General features: G+C 65.5%; 24 protein-coding genes. 13 read left to right on the top strand and 11 right to left on the bottom strand.

All coding sequences use genetic code 11. The features are described 5' to 3' along the window. Window positions 1–11: 11 nt before the first annotated feature. The 5 genes from AC1RDJ_RS20295 to AC1RDJ_RS20275 all read right to left on the bottom strand — a co-directional run bounded on the left by AC1RDJ_RS20295 (window position 12) and on the right by AC1RDJ_RS20275 (window position 4,350). Window positions 12–458: a hypothetical protein gene (locus AC1RDJ_RS20295; RefSeq protein ID WP_493028506.1), complete on the bottom strand. Its 447-nt coding sequence runs from the start codon at window positions 456–458 to the stop codon at window positions 12–14. A gap of 52 nt (window positions 459–510) precedes the next feature. Next, window positions 511–1,980 carry a hypothetical protein gene (locus AC1RDJ_RS20290; RefSeq protein WP_071325339.1) on the bottom strand — a complete coding sequence of 490 codons (1,470 nt, stop codon included), beginning with the start codon at window positions 1,978–1,980 and terminating at the stop codon, window positions 511–513. Next, window positions 1,977–3,464: a hypothetical protein gene (locus AC1RDJ_RS20285; protein ID WP_493028505.1), complete on the bottom strand. Its 1,488-nt coding sequence runs from the start codon at window positions 3,462–3,464 to the stop codon at window positions 1,977–1,979. The genes AC1RDJ_RS20290 and AC1RDJ_RS20285 overlap by 4 nt, the downstream gene beginning before the upstream one ends. A gap of 133 nt (window positions 3,465–3,597) precedes the next feature. Then, window positions 3,598–4,074, bottom strand: coding sequence for a D-glycero-beta-D-manno-heptose 1-phosphate adenylyltransferase (gene rfaE2 / locus AC1RDJ_RS20280; protein ID WP_071325341.1), 477 nt, complete (start codon window positions 4,072–4,074; stop codon window positions 3,598–3,600). Between the two features lie 33 nt (window positions 4,075–4,107). Beyond that, a complete protein-coding gene (locus AC1RDJ_RS20275) occupies window positions 4,108–4,350 on the bottom strand; it encodes a DUF3717 domain-containing protein (protein ID WP_071325342.1) in 243 nt (80 codons plus the stop codon). A 134-nt stretch (window positions 4,351–4,484) separates the two neighbouring features. Here AC1RDJ_RS20275 and AC1RDJ_RS20270 point away from each other — a divergent pair, with 134 nt between their 5' ends. From AC1RDJ_RS20270 to AC1RDJ_RS20235, 8 genes are all read left to right on the top strand, one after another. Next, entirely contained in the window at window positions 4,485–5,417 is a 933-nt protein-coding gene (locus tag AC1RDJ_RS20270; RefSeq protein ID WP_071325343.1) for a hydrogen peroxide-inducible genes activator, read from the top strand. A gap of 93 nt (window positions 5,418–5,510) precedes the next feature. Beyond that, window positions 5,511–6,365, top strand: coding sequence for a 4-hydroxybenzoate octaprenyltransferase (gene ubiA / locus AC1RDJ_RS20265; protein ID WP_071325344.1), 855 nt, complete (start codon window positions 5,511–5,513; stop codon window positions 6,363–6,365). 117 nt (window positions 6,366–6,482) lie between these two features. After that, window positions 6,483–6,836 (top strand): ElaB/YgaM/YqjD family protein, encoded by a 354-nt coding sequence (locus AC1RDJ_RS20260; RefSeq protein WP_071325345.1) that lies wholly within the window; start codon window positions 6,483–6,485, stop codon window positions 6,834–6,836. A gap of 79 nt (window positions 6,837–6,915) precedes the next feature. Further along, window positions 6,916–7,302 (top strand): phage holin family protein, encoded by a 387-nt coding sequence (locus AC1RDJ_RS20255; RefSeq protein WP_289889453.1) that lies wholly within the window; start codon window positions 6,916–6,918, stop codon window positions 7,300–7,302. Next, a complete protein-coding gene (locus AC1RDJ_RS20250; protein WP_071325347.1) occupies window positions 7,299–7,649 on the top strand; it encodes a hypothetical protein in 351 nt (116 codons plus the stop codon). The genes AC1RDJ_RS20255 and AC1RDJ_RS20250 overlap by 4 nt, the downstream gene beginning before the upstream one ends. A 182-nt stretch (window positions 7,650–7,831) precedes the next feature. Next, on the top strand, window positions 7,832–8,305 hold the full coding sequence (locus AC1RDJ_RS20245; RefSeq protein ID WP_232251323.1) for a DUF3455 domain-containing protein: 474 nt from the start codon (window positions 7,832–7,834) through the stop codon (window positions 8,303–8,305). A 92-nt stretch (window positions 8,306–8,397) separates the two neighbouring features. Further along, the gene (locus tag AC1RDJ_RS20240) at window positions 8,398–8,964 is read left to right on the top strand and encodes a sigma-70 family RNA polymerase sigma factor (protein ID WP_071325349.1); all 567 of its coding nucleotides are present in this window, start codon (window positions 8,398–8,400) and stop codon (window positions 8,962–8,964) included. Further along, on the top strand, window positions 8,961–9,680 hold the full coding sequence (locus AC1RDJ_RS20235; protein WP_493028504.1) for an anti-sigma factor: 720 nt from the start codon (window positions 8,961–8,963) through the stop codon (window positions 9,678–9,680). The genes AC1RDJ_RS20240 and AC1RDJ_RS20235 overlap by 4 nt, the downstream gene beginning before the upstream one ends. A gap of 7 nt (window positions 9,681–9,687) precedes the next feature. Here the strand turns inward: AC1RDJ_RS20235 and proC are convergent, their stop codons facing one another. Next, window positions 9,688–10,518 carry a pyrroline-5-carboxylate reductase gene (proC, locus tag AC1RDJ_RS20230; RefSeq protein ID WP_071325351.1) on the bottom strand — a complete coding sequence of 277 codons (831 nt, stop codon included), beginning with the start codon at window positions 10,516–10,518 and terminating at the stop codon, window positions 9,688–9,690. Between the two features lie 18 nt (window positions 10,519–10,536). After that, window positions 10,537–11,238: a YggS family pyridoxal phosphate-dependent enzyme gene (locus AC1RDJ_RS20225; RefSeq protein WP_493028503.1), complete on the bottom strand. Its 702-nt coding sequence runs from the start codon at window positions 11,236–11,238 to the stop codon at window positions 10,537–10,539. Between the two features lie 70 nt (window positions 11,239–11,308). On the opposite strand from AC1RDJ_RS20225, the gene AC1RDJ_RS20220 reads away from it, so the two are divergent. From AC1RDJ_RS20220 to AC1RDJ_RS20205, 4 genes are all read left to right on the top strand, one after another. Next, window positions 11,309–12,352 (top strand): type IV pilus twitching motility protein PilT, encoded by a 1,044-nt coding sequence (locus tag AC1RDJ_RS20220; protein WP_071325353.1) that lies wholly within the window; start codon window positions 11,309–11,311, stop codon window positions 12,350–12,352. A gap of 3 nt (window positions 12,353–12,355) precedes the next feature. After that, entirely contained in the window at window positions 12,356–13,495 is a 1,140-nt protein-coding gene (locus AC1RDJ_RS20215; protein WP_289889449.1) for a PilT/PilU family type 4a pilus ATPase, read from the top strand. A gap of 1 nt (window position 13,496) precedes the next feature. After that, a complete protein-coding gene (locus AC1RDJ_RS20210) occupies window positions 13,497–13,982 on the top strand; it encodes a glutathione peroxidase (RefSeq protein WP_289889448.1) in 486 nt (161 codons plus the stop codon). 186 nt (window positions 13,983–14,168) lie between these two features. Continuing rightward, window positions 14,169–16,280, top strand: coding sequence for a putative bifunctional diguanylate cyclase/phosphodiesterase (locus AC1RDJ_RS20205; protein ID WP_071325355.1), 2,112 nt, complete (start codon window positions 14,169–14,171; stop codon window positions 16,278–16,280). Here the strand turns inward: AC1RDJ_RS20205 and glcF are convergent. The 3 genes from glcF to AC1RDJ_RS20190 are packed head-to-tail and all read right to left on the bottom strand — an operon-like array spanning window position 16,273 to window position 20,086. Beyond that, window positions 16,273–17,502, bottom strand: a complete 1,230-nt coding sequence (glcF, locus tag AC1RDJ_RS20200; RefSeq protein WP_071325356.1) for a glycolate oxidase subunit GlcF — start codon at window positions 17,500–17,502, stop codon at window positions 16,273–16,275. The genes AC1RDJ_RS20205 and glcF overlap by 8 nt on opposite strands. 6 nt (window positions 17,503–17,508) lie before the next feature. Beyond that, window positions 17,509–18,579, bottom strand: coding sequence for a glycolate oxidase subunit GlcE (gene glcE / locus AC1RDJ_RS20195; RefSeq protein ID WP_493028502.1), 1,071 nt, complete (start codon window positions 18,577–18,579; stop codon window positions 17,509–17,511). Window positions 18,580–18,595: 16 nt separating this feature from the next. After that, on the bottom strand, window positions 18,596–20,086 hold the full coding sequence (locus AC1RDJ_RS20190; RefSeq protein WP_289889444.1) for an FAD-linked oxidase C-terminal domain-containing protein: 1,491 nt from the start codon (window positions 20,084–20,086) through the stop codon (window positions 18,596–18,598). 162 nt (window positions 20,087–20,248) lie between these two features. On the opposite strand from AC1RDJ_RS20190, the gene AC1RDJ_RS20185 reads away from it, so the two are divergent. Next, window positions 20,249–20,803 (top strand): cob(I)yrinic acid a,c-diamide adenosyltransferase, encoded by a 555-nt coding sequence (locus AC1RDJ_RS20185; RefSeq protein WP_493028501.1) that lies wholly within the window; start codon window positions 20,249–20,251, stop codon window positions 20,801–20,803. A 51-nt stretch (window positions 20,804–20,854) separates the two neighbouring features. Here AC1RDJ_RS20185 and AC1RDJ_RS20180 read toward each other — a convergent pair whose 3' ends face one another. After that, window positions 20,855–21,049, bottom strand: a complete 195-nt coding sequence (locus AC1RDJ_RS20180; RefSeq protein ID WP_071325359.1) for a hypothetical protein — start codon at window positions 21,047–21,049, stop codon at window positions 20,855–20,857. Window positions 21,050–21,137 lie beyond the last annotated feature (88 nt).

Genomic DNA, 21,137 nt, shown 5'->3' with positions numbered 1-21,137 from the left:
ACGGCGTTTTCTTAGCGGCGGCTGGAGGTAAATGTGAGCAACAGGGCAACGAGGCCCACGAGTACCAGCGGTCCCATGAACAATGGCGCGAGGAATTTATGCGCGTTCACGGCAGCCAGCACGACACCGGTCGCCAGGCTGGCCAGGAAGATGAACAGCCACCAGCCCGAGGCGTTGGCCTTGTTCGGCGGCACGCGCTTGGCCACCAGGCCATTCGCATAGGCATTCTTGGCGAAGAAAAAGGCGATGAACAGCAGCAATAGCACCAAGCCGCCCACCAGGGTGTCGCGCGACGAGGTGTCGGTGGTGCCGGCCGCATCGAACGCGGGCGCCGGCTCGGTGGTGCCGGCCGTGGCGCTGGCTGCCGCCGGCGCAGCGGTAGCGTCCGCTGCCGGCGGCGCGGAGGCCGGGGCTGGCAAGGTAAAACCTGCGTTGTCTTTTGGAGTGTCTTGAGCCATGGTATGCCTCTGGTGGATTAAAAATGTTTTTATAAGTAGTGATGGATCTGGCTCAAGCCACGCTCAGCGTATGGCCGTCGGCCACGCGCACGACGGCCGGCTTGCCCAGGCCACGCTTGAGCTCCCCAATGTCGCGGCCGTCATCGTCGCGGATCTGCACGCTTTTGAACGGATGCAGCAGCACTTGCCGCTGCACGCCATCGGCCAGCACCTTGTAGCGCGTGGCGCGCGTGCCCAGCAGTCCCAGCGCCAGCAAGCCCAGCACGAGCGCCAGGATGCCGCCGAGGATCACCAGCACGGGCAGCAGCGGATACTGGATGCGCACCAGCAGCGGTATGGTCGCCTGCGACGCGCGCACGCTGTCGGGCGGCGTAAACATGTCCGAGATCGGGTCGCCGGGGAACAGTTCCTGCAAATCCTTGCCAAAACTGGAGGCCAGCGCCAGCCGCTGTTCCGACAGGCCCACCTGCGCCTGCATCGGCAGCATCACCTGCTTGCCCATGGCGGCGATGGCCTGGCCCGACCAGGGCGAGGGAATCTGCGCCATCGGCAGCGCAAACTGCACCTGCACGGACTGGCTGGCGCCCGGCTGCAGCTGGCGGATCCGGTCCGGCGTCACCTGCAGCGGCGCGTTCTGGCCGGCCAGGTTGGCGTGCACCCTGGCGCTGTCGATCACGTACGGGAAAAACATGTTTTGCAGGGACGCCTGCAGCACCACCTGCGGCACCAGCCTGGCCGCATCGACGTCGAGCACGATGGTGCGACCGTCGCGGCCCAGGCTGGCGTGCACATTGTCGCTGTTCTTGACGGCTTGCGGCACGATGCGCACGGCATCCTGGTCGACCGGTTTCAGGCGCGCGGGCGGACGCGTCAGCACTTGCGACAGCCGCCCTTCGGCCAGGATGCGGTTCAGCGCATCGGAAGCCGGCTGGCCATACGCGAGCGCATACACCATCAAGCCCTTGGCGCTGTACAGCTTGCCCTGCACGGGCATGCGCAGCGGAAATACCACCGTCTTGGTGATCGACGGTTCCAGGTGCAGCAGGCGGTAAAAGTCGCGGTTGCGTTCCGCCGTCTGGCTGTCGTTGTTCGGGCTGTTCTTGTTGTTGGTGAAGATCCACACGATGCCGGAGGCGGACTGGAACGGCCCCGTGATGGTCTTCGTCACGGCTTCCTGGAAATCCGTGTCGGCCAGCGCGCCGCCATTGCCCTTGCGCGCCAGGCCCAGGCTGGCCAGCTGGCCCGCCACGCCGGCGCCGCCCTGGCCCTGGCCCAGCAGCGATGGCGACACATGCGCGCCGCTGCTCTGGCTGAAGGCCAGCGTATACACCTTGTCGGACGGACTCGTGGCCGCCTGCGCCACGGCGCCCACCAGGGCCTTCAGCTGCGAATGCTCGTCCGTATAGAACGGTTCCATCCAGCCGGAATTCTGCACCAGGAACGCCTGCTGGATGCCAGCCGCGTGCGCGGCGCCGGCCGACACGGCCAGGGCCGCAAGCACGGTCAATAAGCGCGCCTTCATGCCTGCAAGTTCCAGCCATCGATGCGCGACAGCAGCGGGTGGTAGGCCCACAGCTTGCCTTCGCTGACAAACAGGCGCACGCGCCACGGCTCGCTGACGGCGAACGTGTGGAACACCGTTTCGCGCAACTCGTCGTCCTGCACCAGCTGCGCCGCCAGGCGGTCCGTCGAGCGCAGCACGCTGGACAGGCCGGCGCTGGTCTCGAACTTGACGCCGAAGACGCCATTGCCGGCGCCCGATTCCAGCAGCGGCATGACGGCCTGGTTCTTGCCGCCATCGTCGCCGTGCTCCGGCTCTTCCCACGGCGCCGTCTTCAGCTTGGTGGCGAAGCGGTAATTGAAACTGCCCGAACACAGGCGCGGCGCCAGCGCGTCGGCCCGCTCGGGCTGGCTGCCCAGCTTGACGTAGACATAGGTATGGCGGCTGCGCTCGAAGCACAGCTGCCACAGGCCGCCGTCGCGCGACAGATAGGGGCTGCCGAACTCGAAATGCGGCACCAGTCCCTCGGGCCACGGCGTAAACGAGGCGGCCACGTTGCCGTCCGGCTGCAATTGCAGCCGCAGCTGGCCGTTGGCGCACGGCCACACGGCCATGCGGTTGTAAGCCACGGGCGCACTGACGGCGCCCAGGTCCGCCACGCCATCGAGCAGCACGTCGCTGCCCGGCTTTTGCGCGGCGTCAAGGTTGACGAAGCGGATGCGGCCATCGTCGTCGCGCAGCGGCGCCCACAGGCGGTTCTGGAACCAGATGGGGCCGGCCACGCACGGCGCGCCGCCCACATGCTCGACCACGTAAGTGAGCGAAGGCACGTCGGGACGGATGCAGGCCAGGCCGTGGCTGGTCGGCAAGACCAGCACGCTGTTGAAATCGGGCACGACTTCGGCGCGCCAAGCGCCGTGGGCGATGTCCGATTCGGCCAGCAGGCTGCCATAGTCGGGGTCCAGCGCCAGCCAGCGTTTCGAGGCGGGCAGCCAGGCATGCAGCACGGCCTTGCGCGGGTCGAGCGCCAGCAGCGCGGCGCCGCAGGTGCCGAACTGGGCGGAGAAGAATTCGTACTCGCCGGGCGGCGGCATGGGCAGCGACGCTTCCGCCGGCGCATGGTCGTCGCGCGCGCGCTGGTCGGCCAGTTTCAACGGCACGCTGGCCTGGCGCAAGCCGGCCGCGCCAGGCGGCGGCACGTCGCTGACGGCAGGCGCGCCGAAAGGCGGCACCCAGGGCGGTGCCGCGGCCGTGTCCGGCGGCGCTTGCAGCGCCGCGCCGGTGGCGGGATCGAAGGCGAATTCGGGCGGAAATTGCCGCAGCGCCTCGCCTGCCGCGCCGGGCAGGCGCCGGGCGTGCATCAGCTTGCCGATATCGGCATTGCTCAACAAGGGCGAGACGCTCTGGCCGTCCGCGCTGCGCTGCAAGGTCCACGCGCCATCGGCGGCATCCACCTGCCACACGCCAGAGGGCAGCGGCCAATCCCCAGAAGTTTTAAGGTCCATGTATTTTCTATGACTAGCAATGCGTATCAGACGGTGTAACGTGCTGGGGCGGTCGAAACGAAGTCGCAGCCCTGGCAGTTCTCATAGTAACGTCTTTTTATCTGTATGGAAACATTGACGACGTTTCCCTCCCCTACTGCGCCCGCACTTTCGTCAGCAATTTGGTGGTCGAGCGGTCGTGTTCGAAATCGATGGCCACCGCCTGGCCGCCATACGCGAGCACGGCCCGGCCTTCCGGAATGGCCGCCATGTCGTAGTCGCCGCCCTTGGCATAGATTTCCGGCTGAACTTCCTGCACCACTTCCAGCGCGCTGTCTTCCGAGAACGGCACGACCAGGCTCACCGCTTCCAGCGCGGCCAGCACGGCCATGCGGTCTTCGCAGCTGTTCAGGGGACGGTCGTCGCCCTTGCCCAGGCGTTTCACGGAGGCATCGGTATTCACGGCCACCACCAGCGAAGCGCCCAGCGCGCGCGCCTGCGCCAGGTACGTCACGTGGCCGCGGTGCAGAATATCGAACACGCCATTCGTCACCACCACCGGTTTCGGCAGCGCTTGCGCGCGGGCGCGCAGTTCGTCACGGCTGCATAGTTTGTTTTCAAAATCAGGCATGGCACTCTCTTGTAGGGGTTAATTCTCTTGTCTTCATTCGGCGTGGCTATCGCCATGGATGCCGCCGGCATCGAGGCGCCAGGCCTCGATCAGGGCCAGGGTGGCCGCTTCCAGGCTGTCCGCGGCGATGGCATCTTGCCGGTAATAAATCATGCGCGCGTACACGCCGGCCAGCCGGCTGACGGGCGCCGACAGCGCATATTCGTTGCCGCGCGCCGGCTGCCTGGCACGCCAGTAATTGATCGCCGCTTCCAGCGCCTGTATGCGCACTTCCATCGCCCTCTCCTTGCATCGCCTCGTCCCGCATTATAGGGGGCGATCCGCTACAATACGCCATCGGCGCCACAGTTTGACGTTAGCGCTACCTTTCATTCATTGCAAGTAAGTACTTCCTGTGTTTCAATCACCTTATGACACTGACTGAACTGAAATATATCGTTGCAGTCGCGCGAGCGAAGCACTTCGGCCACGCCGCCGAAGCCTGTTTCGTTGCCCAGCCCACCCTGTCAGTGGCCATCAAGAAACTTGAAGACGAACTGGGCGTGGTGCTGTTCGAACGGGGCGGCGCGGAGATCTCCGTCACGCCCCTGGGCGCACAGATCATCGCGCAAGCCGAGCGCGTGCTGGAACAGACGGCCGCCATCAAGGAACTCGCCAAGCAGAACAAGGACCCGCTGGCCGGCCCGCTGCGCCTGGGCGTGATCTACACGATCGGCCCCTACCTGCTGCCGCCGCTCGTCAAGGCCATGATAGACCAGGTGCCGCAAATGCCCTTGATCTTGCAGGAAAACTTCACGGTTCGCCTGCTGGAACTGTTGCGCCAGGGCGAACTGGACGTGGCCATCATGGCCTTGCCCCTGCCCGAGCACGGCATGGCCATGCAAGATCTGTATGACGAACCGTTCGTCGTGGCCATGCCGCGCCACCATCCGTGGACGGCGCGCGAGCGCATCGCCGCGCAGGACTTGAAGTCGGAAACCATGCTGCTGCTGGGCAACGGCCACTGCTTCCGCGACCAGGTGCTGGAAGTGTGCCCCGAAATGGCGCGCTTTTCCTCGCCCGGCAACGGCATGCAGCGCACCTTCGAGGGTTCCTCGCTGGAAACCATCCGCCACATGGTGGCCAGCGGCATCGGCCTGACCGTCCTGCCGCGCGCCTCCGTCACGAATATGCACGCCACCGACGGCATGCTCGAATACCGGCAGTTCGCGGATCCCGTGCCATCGCGCAGAGTGGTGATGCTCTGGCGCAAGAGTTTCACGCGCAAGGCCGCCATCGACGCCCTGTGCGCGGCCATCGCCAGTTGCGACTTGCCCGGCATTATTCCTCTCTGCGAAGAATAAACGGGATAGCCAGGCAGGCGGGATGGCCAAAATAGTACATTTGCGTACTATTTGCGATAATCGACCTTTCTCTTCAACAAGATCGAGTCTTCCATGAACAAGCTGGCGCTGTATTTCCGCCTGATCCGGCTGGACAAACCTATCGGTACCGTATTGCTGCTGTGGCCTACCCTGTGCGCGCTGTGGCTGGCGCAGCAGGGCATGCCGGACTGGCGGCTGATAGTCATATTCACCCTCGGCACCTTCCTGATGCGCTCGGCAGGCTGCGCCATCAACGACTACGCCGACCAGGATATCGACAAATTCGTCAAGCGCACGGCGGAACGCCCCATCACCAGCGGACGCATCAGCGGCAAGGAAGCGCTGGCCGTGGCCGGCGTGCTCACCGTGCTGGCCTTCTGCCTGATCCTGCCCCTGAACACCCTCACCAAGCAATTGTCCGTGGCCGCCGTCATCATCGCCGCCACCTACCCGTACTTCAAGCGCTTCTTTGCGATTCCGCAAGCCTACCTGGGCATCGCCTTCGGCTTCGGCATTCCCATGGGCTTTGCCGCCATCACCGGCTCCGTGCCCGTCGTCGCCTGGCTGCTGTTGCTCGGCAACGTCTTCTGGGCCGTGGCCTACGACACGGAATATGCGATGGTCGACCGCGACGACGATTTGAAAATCGGCATCAAGACGTCGGCCATCACGTTTGGCCGCTACGACGTCGCCATCGTCATGCTGTGCTATGCCGTGTTCCTGCTGCTGTGGCTGGCGTGCGGCTGGTATCTGGGCTTGCGCACCTGGTTCGTCGCGGGCCTGTGCGTGGCGGCCGGCTGCGCCGTTTACCACTACACCCTGATCCGCGCACGCGAGCGTATGCCGTGTTTTGCGGCATTCCGGCATAATAACTGGCTAGGAGCAGCGGTGTTTGCGGGAGTGGCGCTCGACTTTGCTTTCCGTTAATTTGCTCGCGACAAAAAGCCTTGCGCCCCGGCAACCGTTGAGGCGGCGCAAGGCAGCCTGGCCGCTGCTGCCTACACTGGTATTTCACTGTGCAGTTTCACTTCCATGAGGTAATACATGAGCTCGACACATACCGGCAAATCCAGCAGCGACAGCATCCTCGCCGACGCCGACAAGGCCCGCGATAAACTGGTCGGCGACTTGAAAAACGTCATCAACGAAGCCGAAGGCTGGCTCGATGGCGCCAAGGACCAGACGGGCGAGAATGTCAAAGCCGTCAAGGAAAAGTTCATCGCCACCGTGGAAACGGCCAAGAAAGACTTGCTGAAGCTGGAAGAAGACTTGCTCGAACGCACCAAGAAGGCGGCCAAGGCCACCGACGAGTACGTGCAAGACAATCCGTGGAAAGCCGTGGGTGCGGGCGCCGTCGTCGGCGTGCTGTTCGGCTTGCTATTGTCGTCGCGCCGCTAAGCAACACCTGACTGCGCCAGCGGCTAGGCCGTTGGGCAGCCTCGACGGCATGGCCGTCCCCTGACGCGAAAGGCAGCATATGGCTATCGTGCATCATGTCGCCCAGGTCGCAGCGACCCTCGCCGCCATCGTCCAGACCCGTCTGGCCCTGGCGGCCGTGGAAATGGAAGAAGAGTCGCTGCGCTTCCTGTCCTATCTGGCGCTGGCCATGCTGGCGCTGCTCTGCCTGTTCGTCGGCCTCGTGCTGCTGGTCTTCCTCGTCATCGTGCTGTTCTGGGACACGCACCGCATCGCCGCCATCGCCATCACGGCCGCCGTCTTCATCGTCGCCGCCATCGCCACCCTGCTGGGCGTGCGCGCGAGTTTCCGCAGCAAGCCGAAACTGCTGTCCTTCACCATGAGCGAATTGAACAAGGATCTGGACGAGCTGCAACTGCTGGCCCGCCGGGGATCGGAGCTGCCATGACCACGCATCCCACCAAACTGTCCCACGTGCACACGTCCGCCAGCCTGGCGCAGCGGCGCGATGCCCTGCTGGCCGAATGCGCGCTGCAGCGCCTGGCCCTGGGCGTGGAAACGCGCCAGTTGCTCGAACCGCTGACGGGCGGCAGGCTACGCCACACCCTGGCCACGCGCTTTAAAATCCCGCTGATGCTGGGCGGCGCCGCGCTGGGCCTGCTGCTGGTGCGCCCGCGCCGTTTCGTGCCGCTGCTGCTGGCCGGCGCCTCGCTGCTGAAGCACGCGAATGCGGCCCTGCCCCTGATCCGCACGGTATTGCAGCGTTTCGGCAGGCAGGACGCGCCGCCGCCTTAAAAAATATTTCTTCCTGGCTGCATCCAAATGGCAGGCCCGTGCGTAGTAATGGTATCAACCACCGGGTTGAGACTACACGCTACCAGGAGCCTGCCATGTACACCGCCATCGCCACCCCGCGCCATACCGCCCCCTCGCTCACCGTCCTGTGCGCCGTCCTGTTCGTGGCCGCCTGCGCGCCGATGGGTGCGCGCTATACGCAAGACGCCTTGCCGGCCGCCGTCCAGGTGCCCGATGGCCACCAGGTGGCCATGCAGACCGTGGGCGTGGGCAAGATCGCCTATGAATGCAAGGCGAAAAAGGACATGACGGGCCACGAATGGACGTTCGTCGGACCGGACGCGGCCTTGAACGACCGCAGCGGCATGAAGGTCGGCACGTATGCGGGCCCGCCGGCCACCTGGGCCAACCTCGACGGCTCGAAAGTGACGGCGACGCAAGTGGCCGTGGCGCCGGCCGGCGCCGGCAACATCCCGTATCAACTGGTGAAAGCCAATCCGGCCACGGGCAGCGGCGCCATGCAGGGCGTCAGCTACATCCAGCGCGTGGCCACCAGCGGCGGCGTGGCACCCAGCAGCCCCTGCGGCGCGGAAACCCTGGGCGCCAAGCAATGGGTGCCCTACCAGGCCGACTACATCTTCTGGAAAGCCGCTTAAATGCATGGAGTTAACGGTTGGCAAGCAGGTTTCTGGCCTATACTCGCCATTGAAAACTTGCTAACCGTTAACCCCTGACGATTGCGCCCACCTTGCCAAGCCACGCCGCCCCATACGATTACGATGCCGCCCTGCGCGCCTGCGCCAGGGGCGAGCAGCAGGCATTGCACGGCCTGTACCAGCAGGAAAGCCGCTATCTGCTGGGCGTGGCCCTGCGCATCGTGCGCCAGCGGGCGCTGGCCGAAGACGTGCTGCACGACGCCTTCCTGAATATCTGGCGCCGCGCCGGCAGCTTCGACGCCACGCGCGGCAGCGGCAAGGGCTGGATCTATGTGGTGGTGCGGCACCAGGCGCTGAACGTGGCGCGGGCGCGCGCGCATGAAGTATCGGCCGACGAGGATAGCGTGGAAACCCTGCTGCATGAACGCCAAGGCAACGATGCCGGCGACGCCTCGGACGCCTACGCCTTGCAGGCGAATATGGGCAAGCTGCGCGATTGCCTCGGCCATCTGGACGACGCCAAGCGCGACAGCATCCTGTACGCCTATGTCGATGGCTGTTCCCACAGCGAAATCGCACAGCGCCTGCAGGCGCCGCTGGGCACGGTGAAAGCCTGGGTCAAGCGGGGCCTGGCCGCCTTGCGGGAGTGCATGGGATGACGCGCCACGACGAAGACGAATTGCAGCGGCTGGCCGGCGAATACGTGCTGGGCACGCTGGAACTGGCCGAGCGCAGCGCAGTGGAACAGCGTTTGCCGCGCGACGCCGCCCTGCGCGACGCCATCGCCGCCTGGGAACAGCGTTTGCTGCCATTGACGAGTCTGGCGCCGCCCGTACAGCCATCCGAGCAACTGTGGCCGCGCATCGGCGCCAGCCTGTTTACGCCGCAAGCAGTCAGGCAGGCGGGCGGCTGGCAAGCGTGGTGGAACAGCCTGGCCTTCTGGAGAATACTGGCCGGCGGCGGCTTGCTGGCCACGGCCGCGCTGGCCGTCATGGTGACGCTGCAGCTGCAGGCGCCTGCCGGCCCCGGCTACCTGGTGGTGCTGGTGGCGCCGCAGGACAAGTCGCCGGGCTGGATCGTGCAGGCGGGCAGCCGTGGCGGCAAGAGCCGCGAGCTGAGCCTGATTCCGCTGGGCCCGACGGCCGTGCCGCAGCAAAAAGCCCTGCAATTCTGGACCAAGGGCAAGGACTGGGGCGCGCCCGTCTCGCTGGGCCTGGTGCAGCCGGGACAAAGCCTCAAGTTGACCTTGGACAAGCTGCCGCCGCTGCAGCCCGATCAGCTGTTTGAAATCACGCTGGAGCCGGAAGCGGGCTCGCCGACGGGCCGGCCGACGGGGCCAATCCTGTATATCGGCCGCGCCGTCAAGGTGATGTAAGCCGAACTTACTTGCCCAGCTCGTCACCCATCTCGCGCCCGCGCTGCGCAGCCGCCTTGATGCCCTTGACGATGGCCGCCTTCACGCCGCTCTCTTCCATGCTGGTCAGCGCCGCATACGTCGTGCCGCCCTTTGAGGTGACGCGCTCGCGCAGCAGCGACACGGCTTCGCTGGAATTGGCCGCCAGCTGCGCCGCGCCCGTAAAGGTGGCGATGGCCAGCTGCGTGCCCTGCTCCGGCGTCAGGCCCAGCTCGGCGGCGGCCTGCTGCATCGCTTCGATAAAGTAAAACACATAGGCGGGACCACTGCCGGACACGGCCGTGACGGGGTCGATCTTCGCTTCGTCAGCTAGCCACACGGTCTGGCCGACGGCGCGCAGGATGGCGTCGGCCGTCTTCTTTTGCTCTTCGCTGACGCCGCTGCTGGCCACCATGCCCGTGATGCCCATGCCGATCAGGGCCGGCGTGTTCGGCATGCAGCGCACGATGGCGGCATAACCGCCGAGCCAGCGCGACAGGTCGGCGGCGCGGATGCCGGCCGCGATCGACAGGACCAGCGGCGCCTTGTCCGCATCGAGGAAGGGCAGCAGCTGGGCCGCCACCTCGCGCATGCTTTGCGGCTTGACGGCCAGCACGATCACGTCCATGCCGCGCAGCGCCTCGCCGGCGGCGGTGGCCGTCGTGACGCCGAATTGCGCCTGCAGTTTTTCCAGCGCCGGCGCATGCGGGTCGATCACGTGGATGTTGCCGCCCAGGGTCAGCTTGCCCGCCAGGCCGGCGATCAGGGCCGCCGCCATGTTGCCGCCGCCCACAAAGGCGATGTTCAGTTCTGTCGTCATGGTTGCTCTTTCATTCAATCAGGAATAGTTACGGGAACCGAAGATGGCGCTGCCCACGCGCACGATGCTGGCCCCTTCCAGCACGGCGGCGCGCAAGTCGGCCGACATGCCCATCGACAGGGTATCGAGCGCCAGCCCGTCGGCCTGTAATTGTTCGTACAGCGCGCGCAATTGCGCAAACGCAAGGCGCTGGCGCTTGACATCCGTTTCCGGCTCGGGGATGGCCATCAGGCCCCGCAAACGCAGGCGCGGCAGCTGCGCCACGGCGCGCGCCAGCGCCGGCAGGTCCGCGGGCGAGACGCCGCTCTTGCTGGCTTCGCCGCTGATATTGACTTGCAGGCAGATATTCAGGTCCGGCAAGCCGGCCGGGCGCTGTTCGGACAGGCGCGCGGCGATCTTTTCCCGCTCGACCGTATGCACCCAGTCGAAATGCTCGGCGATGGGGCGCGTCTTGTTGCTCTGGATGGGGCCGATGAAATGCCAGGCCAGGCCGCCTTGCGGCAGCGCAAGGTTGACGGTGGCAATCTTGTCGAGCGCTTCCTGCAGATAGTTTTCGCCAAACGCCGTCTGGCCCGCGCGCGCTGCGGCCAGCACGGCGTCCGCGCCAAAGGTCTTCGAGACGGCCAGCAGGGTCACGTCGGCAGGCGGGCGCTGCGCGTCAAACGCCGCCTGCGCGATAGCGTCGCGCACGGCTTGCAAGTTCTGTTCGATTGTGGACATAATCATTTTCTAGTGGATACGGGGCGAAGCCGCTTCAGGCCGCCCATCAATGCAGGCACAGGGATTATAAATGGACATCTCCGAACTACTCGCTTTCTCCGTCAGCAACAAGGCTTCCGACCTGCACCTGTCTTCCGGCCTGCCGCCGATGATACGGGTGAATGGCGACGTGCGCCGCCTGAACGTGGCGCCGCTCGAGCACAAGGAAGTGCACCGCATGATCTACGACATCATGAACGACAGCCAGCGCAAGGCGTATGAGGAAGCGCTGGAATGCGACTTCTCGTTCGAGATTCCCGGCCTGGCCCGCTTCCGCGTGAATGCCTACAACCAGGAACGCGGCGCCTCGGCCGTGCTGCGCACGATTCCGTCGAAGGTGCTGACCCTGGAAGAACTGAACGCCCCGCGCATCTTCGGCGAACTGGCCATGCGCCCGCGCGGCCTCGTGCTGGTGACGGGTCCGACCGGTTCGGGCAAGTCGACCACCCTGGCGGCCATGGTCAACCACGTCAACGAGCGCCTGAACCACCACATTCTCACCATCGAAGACCCGATCGAGTTCGTGCATGAACCGAAGAAATGCCTGATCAACCAGCGCGAAGTGGGCTCGCACACGCATTCGTTCAGCAACGCGCTGCGCTCGGCCCTGCGCGAAGACCCGGACGTCATCCTCGTGGGCGAGTTGCGCGACCTGGAAACCATCCGCCTGGCGCTGACGGCGGCCGAGACGGGCCACCTCGTGTTCGGCACCCTGCACACCTCGTCGGCGGCGAAATCGATCGACCGCATCATCGACGTCTTCCCCGCCGAGGAAAAGGAAATGGTGCGCGCCATGCTGTCCGAATCGCTGCAAGCCGTCATCTCGCAAAACTTGCTGAAAACCAAGGATGGCGCGGGCCGCGTGGCCGCGCATGAAATCATGCTGGCCACGCCGGCCGTGCGCAACCTGATCCGCGAAGCGAAAGTGGCGCAAATGTATTCGGCCATCCAGACGGGCGCCAACGTGGGCATGCAAACCCTGGACCAGTGCCTCTCCGACCTGGTGCGGCGCGGCACGATCTCGGCGGAAACGGCCCGCTCGGCCGCCAAGGCCCCCGAAAACTTCCCCGGCTAAGCCATGCAGACGACCCACGAACACTACGACGCCATGCACGCGCTGCTGGCGCAGATGCGCGCACGGGGCGGCTCCGACCTGTTCATCACGGCCGGTTTTCCGCCCGCCATCAAGCTCGACGGCAAGCTGACGCCGTTGCCCGGCGCCCCGCTCGATGCGGCCCAGGCTGCCGGCTACGTGCGCGCCGTCATGCACGCGCGCCAGGCGGCGGAGTTCGCGGCCAGCCGCGAAGCCAATTTCGCCATCAGCCCGGACGGCCTCGGGCGCTTCCGCGTGTCCGCCTTCATGCAGATGGGCCAGGCAGGCATGGTCTTGCGCACGATCAATACCGCCATCCCCACGCTGGATGCGCTGGGCCTGCCCGCCATCCTGCAGGACGTGGTGATGAGCAAGCGCGGCCTCGTCATCATGGTGGGCGCCACCGGCTGCGGCAAGTCGACCACGCTGGCCGCCATGGTCGGCCACCGCAACGCCCACAGCCACGGCCACATCATCACCATCGAAGACCCTGTGGAATTCATCCATCCGCACGGCAACTGCATCGTCACCCAGCGCGAAGTGGGCGTCGACACGGACGACTGGGCCACGGCCCTGAAAAACACCCTGCGCCAGGCGCCCGACGTCATCCAGATCGGCGAAATCCGCGACCGCGACACGATGGACCACGCCATCGCGTTTGCCGAGACGGGCCATTTGTGCCTGGCGACCCTGCACGCGAACAACGCCAACCAGGCGCTCGACCGCATCATCAATTTCTTCCCCGAGGAGCGCCGCCAGCAGTTGCTGATGGACCTGTCGCTGAATCTGAAGGGCATGATTTCGCAGCGCCTGATCCCCAACAAGGAGGGCGGCGGACGCCAGGCGGCGCTGGAAATCCTGCTCAATTCACCGCTGATGAGCGACCTGATCTTCAAGGGCCAGGTGCACGAAATCAAGGAATTGATGAAAAAATCGCGCGAACTGGGCATGCAGACCTTCGACCAGGCCCTGTTCGACCTGCACGAGGCGGGACGGATCGGCTACGAAGACGCGCTGCGCAATGCCGATTCCGTCAACGACCTGCGCCTGACGATCAAACTGAACGGCAAGACGGCGCCGGAACCGGCCGCACCCGCGGGCAACCTCAAACTGGGACTCCTCTGACATGACCAGCATCCACGATTTCCAGGCCACGGCGCTGGACGGTACGCCAATTGATCTGGCGCAATACAAGGGCAAGGTGCTGTTGATCGTCAACACGGCCAGCGCCTGCGGCTTCACGCCGCAATACGCGGGACTCGAAGCGCTGTACCGCGAGTTTCAGGATCAGGGCCTGGTCGTGCTGGGTTTTCCCTGCAATCAATTCCGCCAGCAGGAACCGGGCTCGAATGCGGACATCGGCGCCTTTTGCGAAAAGAACTTCGGCGTCACCTTTCCCCTGTTTGCGAAAGTCGACGTGAATGGCCCCCATGCCCATCCCGTCTTTGCGCAATTGAAGCAGGCGGCGCCCGGCATCCTCGGCACGCAGGCGATCAAGTGGAATTTCACGAAGTTTTTGGTGCGCAAGGATGGCAGCGTGTTTCGCCGCTATGCGACGGCCAGCAAGCCGGCCACCCTGGCCGCCGACATACGACAATTGCTACAGGAATAGCACGTATGCACCTTGATTAATGACAACATCCATGCGAAATCAATCAATCCGTATTTATTTCATGACTGATATCAATATTGTGTTTCAAATAGCAATTTTTCGGTGATAATGTTTGCATAATTATTCGCAGATATCGATCAAAAAACGATGCCAGTCTTTGGGAAAATATTATCTTCATGGATGCGGATGGGCTGTTATTCCCGCCTCTTCATCCCTATTTTCTTCCTGATACTTGCCGTTTCCGCCGTCCGCTACCACGCCCTGCTCGACACGGAAACGGCGCTGGCCAATTCGCGCTACCAGAGCGATGCGCGGCAACTCGATCTCTACCTGGCCAATACCGTGCTGCCGCTGGCCGTGCAGGCGAATATGGAGTCGCTGCGCGACAGCGTGCAGCAGGCGCTGCGCGGCGCCCTGCCGCTGAACCGCAACCTCGCCTCCGTGCGCTGGGACAGCGCCTCCACGCATATCGAAGTGCAAGCCGACAGGCAGCTGGCCGATGAACTGGCGGCCGGCGTGCCGCCCTGGTTTGCGCGCCTGGCCGGCATCACGGCCATCAGCAGCCGCCTGACGGTGGCGCTGCCCGGCGGCGGCGATGGCATCGTCGACCTGCATTACACGCCCAGCCTGCCCCTGATGCAAGTGTGGCACAGCGTGCGCCACCAGGCCGTGCTCAGCACCATCAATATCGTCCTCATCTATGTGTTGCTGGCCCTGATCCTGGCCTCGCACCGCAGGCTGCTGGCGCGGCTGGTGCAGGCGACCGACCGCTTTCGCGGCGGCGACTTCGCCGTGCGCATGGCGGCCGGCGCCACGCCCGAGGCGCAAGCCGTGTCGGGCTCGTTCAACAGCATGGCCGGCGATGTCGAGGAACTGTTTTCCTCGCTGAAGACGAGCCAGCGCCAGCTGGGCGAACAATTGAATGAAACCGTGCACATGCAGCAGGCGCTGCAAAAACTGTCATGGCAAAATTACAATGACGTGCTGACGGGATTGCCCAACCGTGCCGCGCTGGCCGCCCGCTTCGAGCAGGAGCTGTTCCTCGCGCGCGAACGCCAGCGCCTGCTGGCCGTGTGCCTGTTCGATCTCGACCACTTCCAGGCCATCAACGACCGCTACGGCGCCGAGGCCGGCGATGAAATCCTCAAGCAGGTGGCGGCCCGCCTGCACGGCTACACGGGCCAGGTGCACTACGCGGCGCGCCTGGGCGGCGATGAATTCGTCCTGCTGCTGTGCGGCCAGGCCAGCATCGCCAGCATCGAGCAGAACATCACGCAGCTGATGGGAGAGCTGAGCCGCCCCTACCTGTGCGACCAGCAGGCGCTGCACATGACGGCCAGCGTCGGCATCGCCGTCTACGCGGGCAAGGACCTGAACACGGAAAGCCTGCTGCGCCACGCCGACCACGCCGTCTACCAGGCCAAGCTGACGGGACGCAACCAGTACCACTTCTTCGACACCAATCTCGATGAAGAGGTGCGCACGCACCACAACCAGCGCACGGAAGTGCGCCAGGCCCTGATCAACGGCGAACTGCGGCTGTACTACCAGCCCAAGGTGAACATGCGCGCCGGCACGGTGGTGGGCATGGAGGCGCTGCTGCGCTGGCAGCATCCGCGCCGCGGCGTGCTGGCGCCGGCGCAGTTCCTGCCGCTGGTGGAGCAGACAGACCTGATCATCGACATCGGCGAATGGGTGCTGCGCCAGGCCCTGTGGCAGATGCAGCGCTGGAGCGCGGCCGGCAAGCACTGGGTGGTCAGCGTGAACATCGCGGCGCGCCACTTCCAGCAGCCCGATTTCGTCTCGCGCCTGAAAACCATCCTCGGCGAGTTTCCCGGCGTGCGCGCCAGCATGCTGGAACTGGAAATCCTCGAATCATCGGCCCTGCACGACATCGAGCACGTGCGCCGCATCATCCGCGCCTGCCAGGCGCTGGGCATCACCTTCGCCCTCGACGATTTCGGCACCGGCTATTCCTCGATGTCGTACCTGAAACGCCTGCCGGCGAATATCGTCAAGATCGACCAGAGCTTCGTGCGCAACATGCTCAACGACCGCGACGACCTGCATCTGGTGCGCGCCGTCATCGGCCTGGCCCGCTCATTCAGCCTGACGGTGATCGCCGAGGGCGTGGAAAGCATCGAACACGGCGCGCGCCTGATCCAGCTGGGCTGCGACCTGGCGCAAGGCTACGGCATCGCCCGCCCCATGCCGGCCGACGCCGTGCTGGAATGGGCGAGCCATTTTGTGCCGGCGCCGCAGTGGAGGATTGCGCAGTTCAGCGAGGCACCTATCTGACGGCTGTCAATGCTGCATCGATCAGCTCGATCCAGTGCCGCACGGGCGTTTCCGTGCCCGACTGCAGATGCGTGAGGCAGCCGATATTCGCCGAGACGATCATCTCCGGCTCGCACGCCGCCAGGTTCGCCAGCTTGTTGTCGCGCAGCTGCTGCGACAGGGCCGGCTGCAGGATCGAATACGTGCCGGCCGAACCGCAGCACAGGTGGCTGTCGGCGCACAGGCGCACGTCGACGCCGACGGCGCGCAACACCTGCTCCACCTTGCCGCGGATCTGCTGGCCGTGCTGCAGGGTGCACGGCGGGTGATACGCCACCCTCTGTGCGATACGGTCTTTCAACAGCGCCACCAGCTCGTCTTCAAACGCCGGCATGATCTCGGACAAATCGCGCGTCAGGGCGGCGATGCGCCGCGCCTTCTCCGCATAGCTGGCGTCATGCGCCAGCAGGTGGCCGTACTCCTTGACGGTGGCGCCGCAGCCCGACGCCGTCATGACGATGGCTTCCGCGCTCTCCACGTAGGGCCACCAGGCGTCGATATTGCGGCGCATGTCGTCCAGCGCCGCCTCCTGGTCGTTCAAATGATGGCGCAGCGCGCCGCAGCATCCGGCCTTCGGCGCGACTATCAGCTGCACGCCCAGCGCGTCGAGCACGCGCGCCGTGGCCGCGTTGATGTTCGGCGACATGGCCGGCTGCACGCAGCCGTCGAGCAGCAGCATGGTGCGCGCATGCTGGCGCACCGGCCATGCCCCGGCTTTCACGCCCGGGCGCAGCTTGTCCTGCAAGCCTTGCGACAGCAGCGGCCGCAGCGCCTGGCCCGCCTTGTACACGGGTGTAAACAGCCAGCGGCGCGGCAGGGCTTCCTTCAGGGCGAAGCGCAGCGCGCGCTCGCGCAAGGGGCGCTGCACGCGCTGCTCGACGACGTGGCGGCCGATGTCGACCAGGCGCCCGTACTGCACCCCGGACGGACAGGTCGATTCGCAGTTGCGGCAGGTCAGGCAGCGGTCCAGGTGCGTCTGCGTCTTGACCGTGACGGGCGCGCCTTCGAGCACCTGCTTGATCAGGTAGATGCGTCCGCGCGGGCCATCGAGTTCATCGCCCAGCAACTGGTAGGTGGGGCAGGTGGCCGTGCAAAAGCCGCAGTGCACGCAGGCGCGCAGGATGGCTTCGGCTTCGTCGCCTGCCGGCGTATTCTTGATGAAATCGGCGAGATTGGTTTGCATGCGCGCTCAATACATTCTGTGCGGGTTGAAGATGCCGGCCGGATCGAAAGCCTGCCGCAGGCGCTGGTGGATGGCATCGATGGCCGGCGCCAGCGGCTGGAACACGCCCACGGCCTTGTCGCCGCCACGGAACAAGGCGGCGTGGCCGCCGGCGGCCGCCACCGCCTGGCGGATGCGCTGCGCGCCGGCGTCATCGGCGTCGGTGTCAAGTTTCAGCCAGCGCTGCGCCCCGCCCCACTCGATCAGCTGGCGCCCTTTCAGGATCACGGCGCTGGCGTGCGGCGGCAGCGACAGGCGCCACAGGCTGCCCGCGCCCGCAAAGAAGTCATGCGTCTGCTCGCGCAGCGCGCTCCAGAAGGCGGCCGCATCCTGCGGCGCCAGCACCTCGCCGCCCAGCGACTGCAGCGCCGCCGAGACGGCCGCCTCGGCGCCGGACAGGCGCACCGTCAGCACGCCGTCATGCCAGCAGCTGGCCGAAATCGGCAGCGGCTTGCCGGCCCACTCATTGAGCAGGCGCAGGGCGGCGATTTCCGCGCACGCGATGCGGAAAGTGGTCTCGCGCAGCGGCAGCGGCAGCACCTTCAGCGACACTTCCAGGATCAGGCCCAGCGTGCCCAGGGACCCCGCCAGCAGGCGCGAGACGTCGTAGCCGGCCACGTTCTTCATCACCTGCCCGCCAAAGGCCAGCCGCTCGCCGTGGCCGTCCAGCAGCACGGCGCCCAGCACGAAGTCGCGCAGCGCGCCCGCGCTGGCGCGGCGCGGACCGGACAAGGCGCAAGCGACAACGCCGCCCACGGTGGCGCCGGGGCCGAAATGCGGCGGCTCGAAAGCCAGCATCTGGTTGCGCGCGGCCAGCGCCGCCTCGATCTCGGCCAGCGGCGTGCCGCAGCGGGCCGTGATCACCAGTTCCGTCGGTTCATAGTCGATGATGCCCGCATACGCGCGCGTATCGAGTACCTCGCCTTCGAGCCGCTGGCCATACCAGTCCTTGGTGCCGCCGCCGCGCAGGCGCAGGGGGCTGCGCGCCGCGCTGGCCGCCAGGATGGTCTGCCTGAATTGTTCCACTATCGCTTGCAAGGAGGTCTCCGGCAGGTTAAAAACGGGGCAGGTTGGCGAACGGCAGGCGCCCCGCCGTCACGTGCATCTTGCCGAATTCCGCGCAGCGGTTCAAGGTGGGAATCGCCTTGTCCGGGTTCAGCAAGGTATGGGGGTCGAAGGCGCGCTTGACGGCAAAGAAGGCATCGAGTTCGGCGCGCGTAAACTGCACGCACATGGAATTGATCTTTTCCATGCCCACGCCGTGCTCGCCCGTGATGGTGCCGCCCACGGCCACGCACAGTGCCAGGATGTCGGCGCCAAACGCCTCGGCGCGCTCGAATTCGGCCGGCACGTTGGCGTCGAACAGGATCAGGGGATGCAGGTTGCCATCGCCCGCATGGAACACGTTCGCGCAGCGCAGGCCGTGCGTCTTTTCCATCTGCGCGATGCCCGTCAGGACCTCCGCCAGTTTTTTTCTCGGGATGGTGCCGTCCATGCAGTAATAATCGGGCGAGATGCGCCCCGCGGCGGGAAACGCGTTCTTGCGGCCGGACCAGAACTTCATGCGCTCGGCTTCCGACTGCGAGACAGCGATCGCGCTGGCGCCCGCCCCTTCCAGCACGGCCGTCATGCGCGCGATTTCCTCTTCCACCTCTTCGTGCGTGCCGTCCGCCTCGCACAGCAGGATGGCCGCCGCGTCGATGTCGTAGCCGGCCTTGACGAACGGTTCGACCATGCGCGAAGAAGTCTGGTCCATCATTTCCAGGCCGGCCGGGATGATGCCGGCGGCGATCACGTTGGCCACCGCGTTGCCGCCCGTGACGACGTCGCCGAACGAGGCCATGATGACCCTGGCCGTGGCCGGTTTCGGTATCAGTTTCACCGTCACTTCCGTGACGATGCCCAGCATGCCTTCGGAGCCGATGAAGACGGCCAGCAGGTCGAGACCCGGCGAATCGAGGCATTCGCCGCCCAGTTCCAGCACGTCGCCAGCGATGGTAACGACGCGCACGCGCAGCACATTGTGCACGGTCAAGCCGTATTTGAGGCAATGCACGCCGCCCGAGTTTTCCGCCACGTTGCCGCCGATGCTGCAGGCGATCTGCGAGGACGGATCGGGCGCGTAGTACAGCGCGTATGGCGCGGCCGCCTCGGAAATGGCCAGGTTGCGCACGCCCGGCTGCACCACGGCCGTGCGCGCATACGCATCGAGGCGCACAATGCGGTTCAGGCGCGCCGTCGACAGCACCACGCCATCGGCGATGGGCAAGGCGCCGCCCGACAGGCCCGTGCCGGCGCCGCGCGGCACGATCGGCACCTGCAATTCGCGGCAGACGCGCAGGATGGCGACGACCTGCTCTTCCGTGTCGGGCAGGGTGACCACCATCGGCAGCTGGCGGTAGGCGGCCAGGCCGTCGCATTCATACGGGCGCGTGTCTTCGGCGTCGGACAGCACGCAGCGGGCCGGCAGCACGGCCAGCAGGGCGGCGACGACGGCTTGCTGGCGCGCGGCGGTCAATCCGGATTCGGGAGCGGCATTGAGCATAAGTGGGGCAACTTAAGTGAGCAAAAGTGCATGGGCGTGCAACGATTGTAAGCACAAAAGCGGCGCGCACCGCATTTTTTGTCGCCATGGCGGGCAAATCGGGGGCAAGGTGTGGCGCAGTGTCGTATGCTGCCCCCATTCTACTTTGACAGGATCAGCATCATGGGCAACCGACTCTCGAAAATCGCCACGCGCACGGGCGACAATGGCAGCACCGGCCTGGGCGACGGCAGCCGCACCAGCAAGGACAATGTCCGTATCCACGCCATGGGCGACGTCGACGAACTCAATTCCAATCTGGGCTTGCTGCTGTGCGAAGCCATGCCCGACGCCTTGCGCGACGAGCTGGTCGCCATCCAGCACGACCTGTTCGACCTGGGCGGCGAAATCTGCATCCCCGGCTACCAGCTGATCAAGGAAGAGCACGTGCTGCGCCTCGACGATTTGCTGGCCAAATACAATGCGGACTTGCCCGCCCTCTCGGAATTCATCCTGCCGGCCGGCTCGCGCGCCGCCTCGCTCGCGCATGTGTGCCGCACCGTGTGCCGCCGCGCCGAGCGCAGCATCGTCGCGCTGGCGAACGTGGAAACCCTGCACGAGCATCCGCGCCAGTACGTGAACCGCCTGTCGGACCTGCTGTTCGTGCTGTCGCGCGTGCTGAACCGCTTTGCCGGCGGCAGCGACGTGCTGTGGCGGCACGACCGCACGCGGGGTTAACGCCGCCAATGCCGGCCCTGCCGGCGTACTGGCAGGGCCGGCAATCTTTATTTAATCTGGCGCGCAGCTTTCATAACAGATCCGATGAATCTTGCTGCAGGCACCTGGTGAGCCCGGATGCTCGGTCATGCACTGCTCCAGGTCATCGTTACACTGCGAATAGCATGCCGGCTCGCCGCTGCCGGCGATTGCATACGAGGCGCTGACGCCCATGGCAAACAAAAAGAAACCCAGCTTTTTAAACATAAGCACTCCTGTTGAATTGACAGACGATGAATGACATCCATGGCGCGCCGTCGCTTACGCGCCATCCATACGCTGGCATTGCATGCGC

Source organism: Janthinobacterium sp. GW822-FHT07H10, from assembly GCF_058798675.1.
Note: the sequence above shows the minus strand (reverse complement) of the source record. Positions and strands in the feature narration are given on the sequence as shown.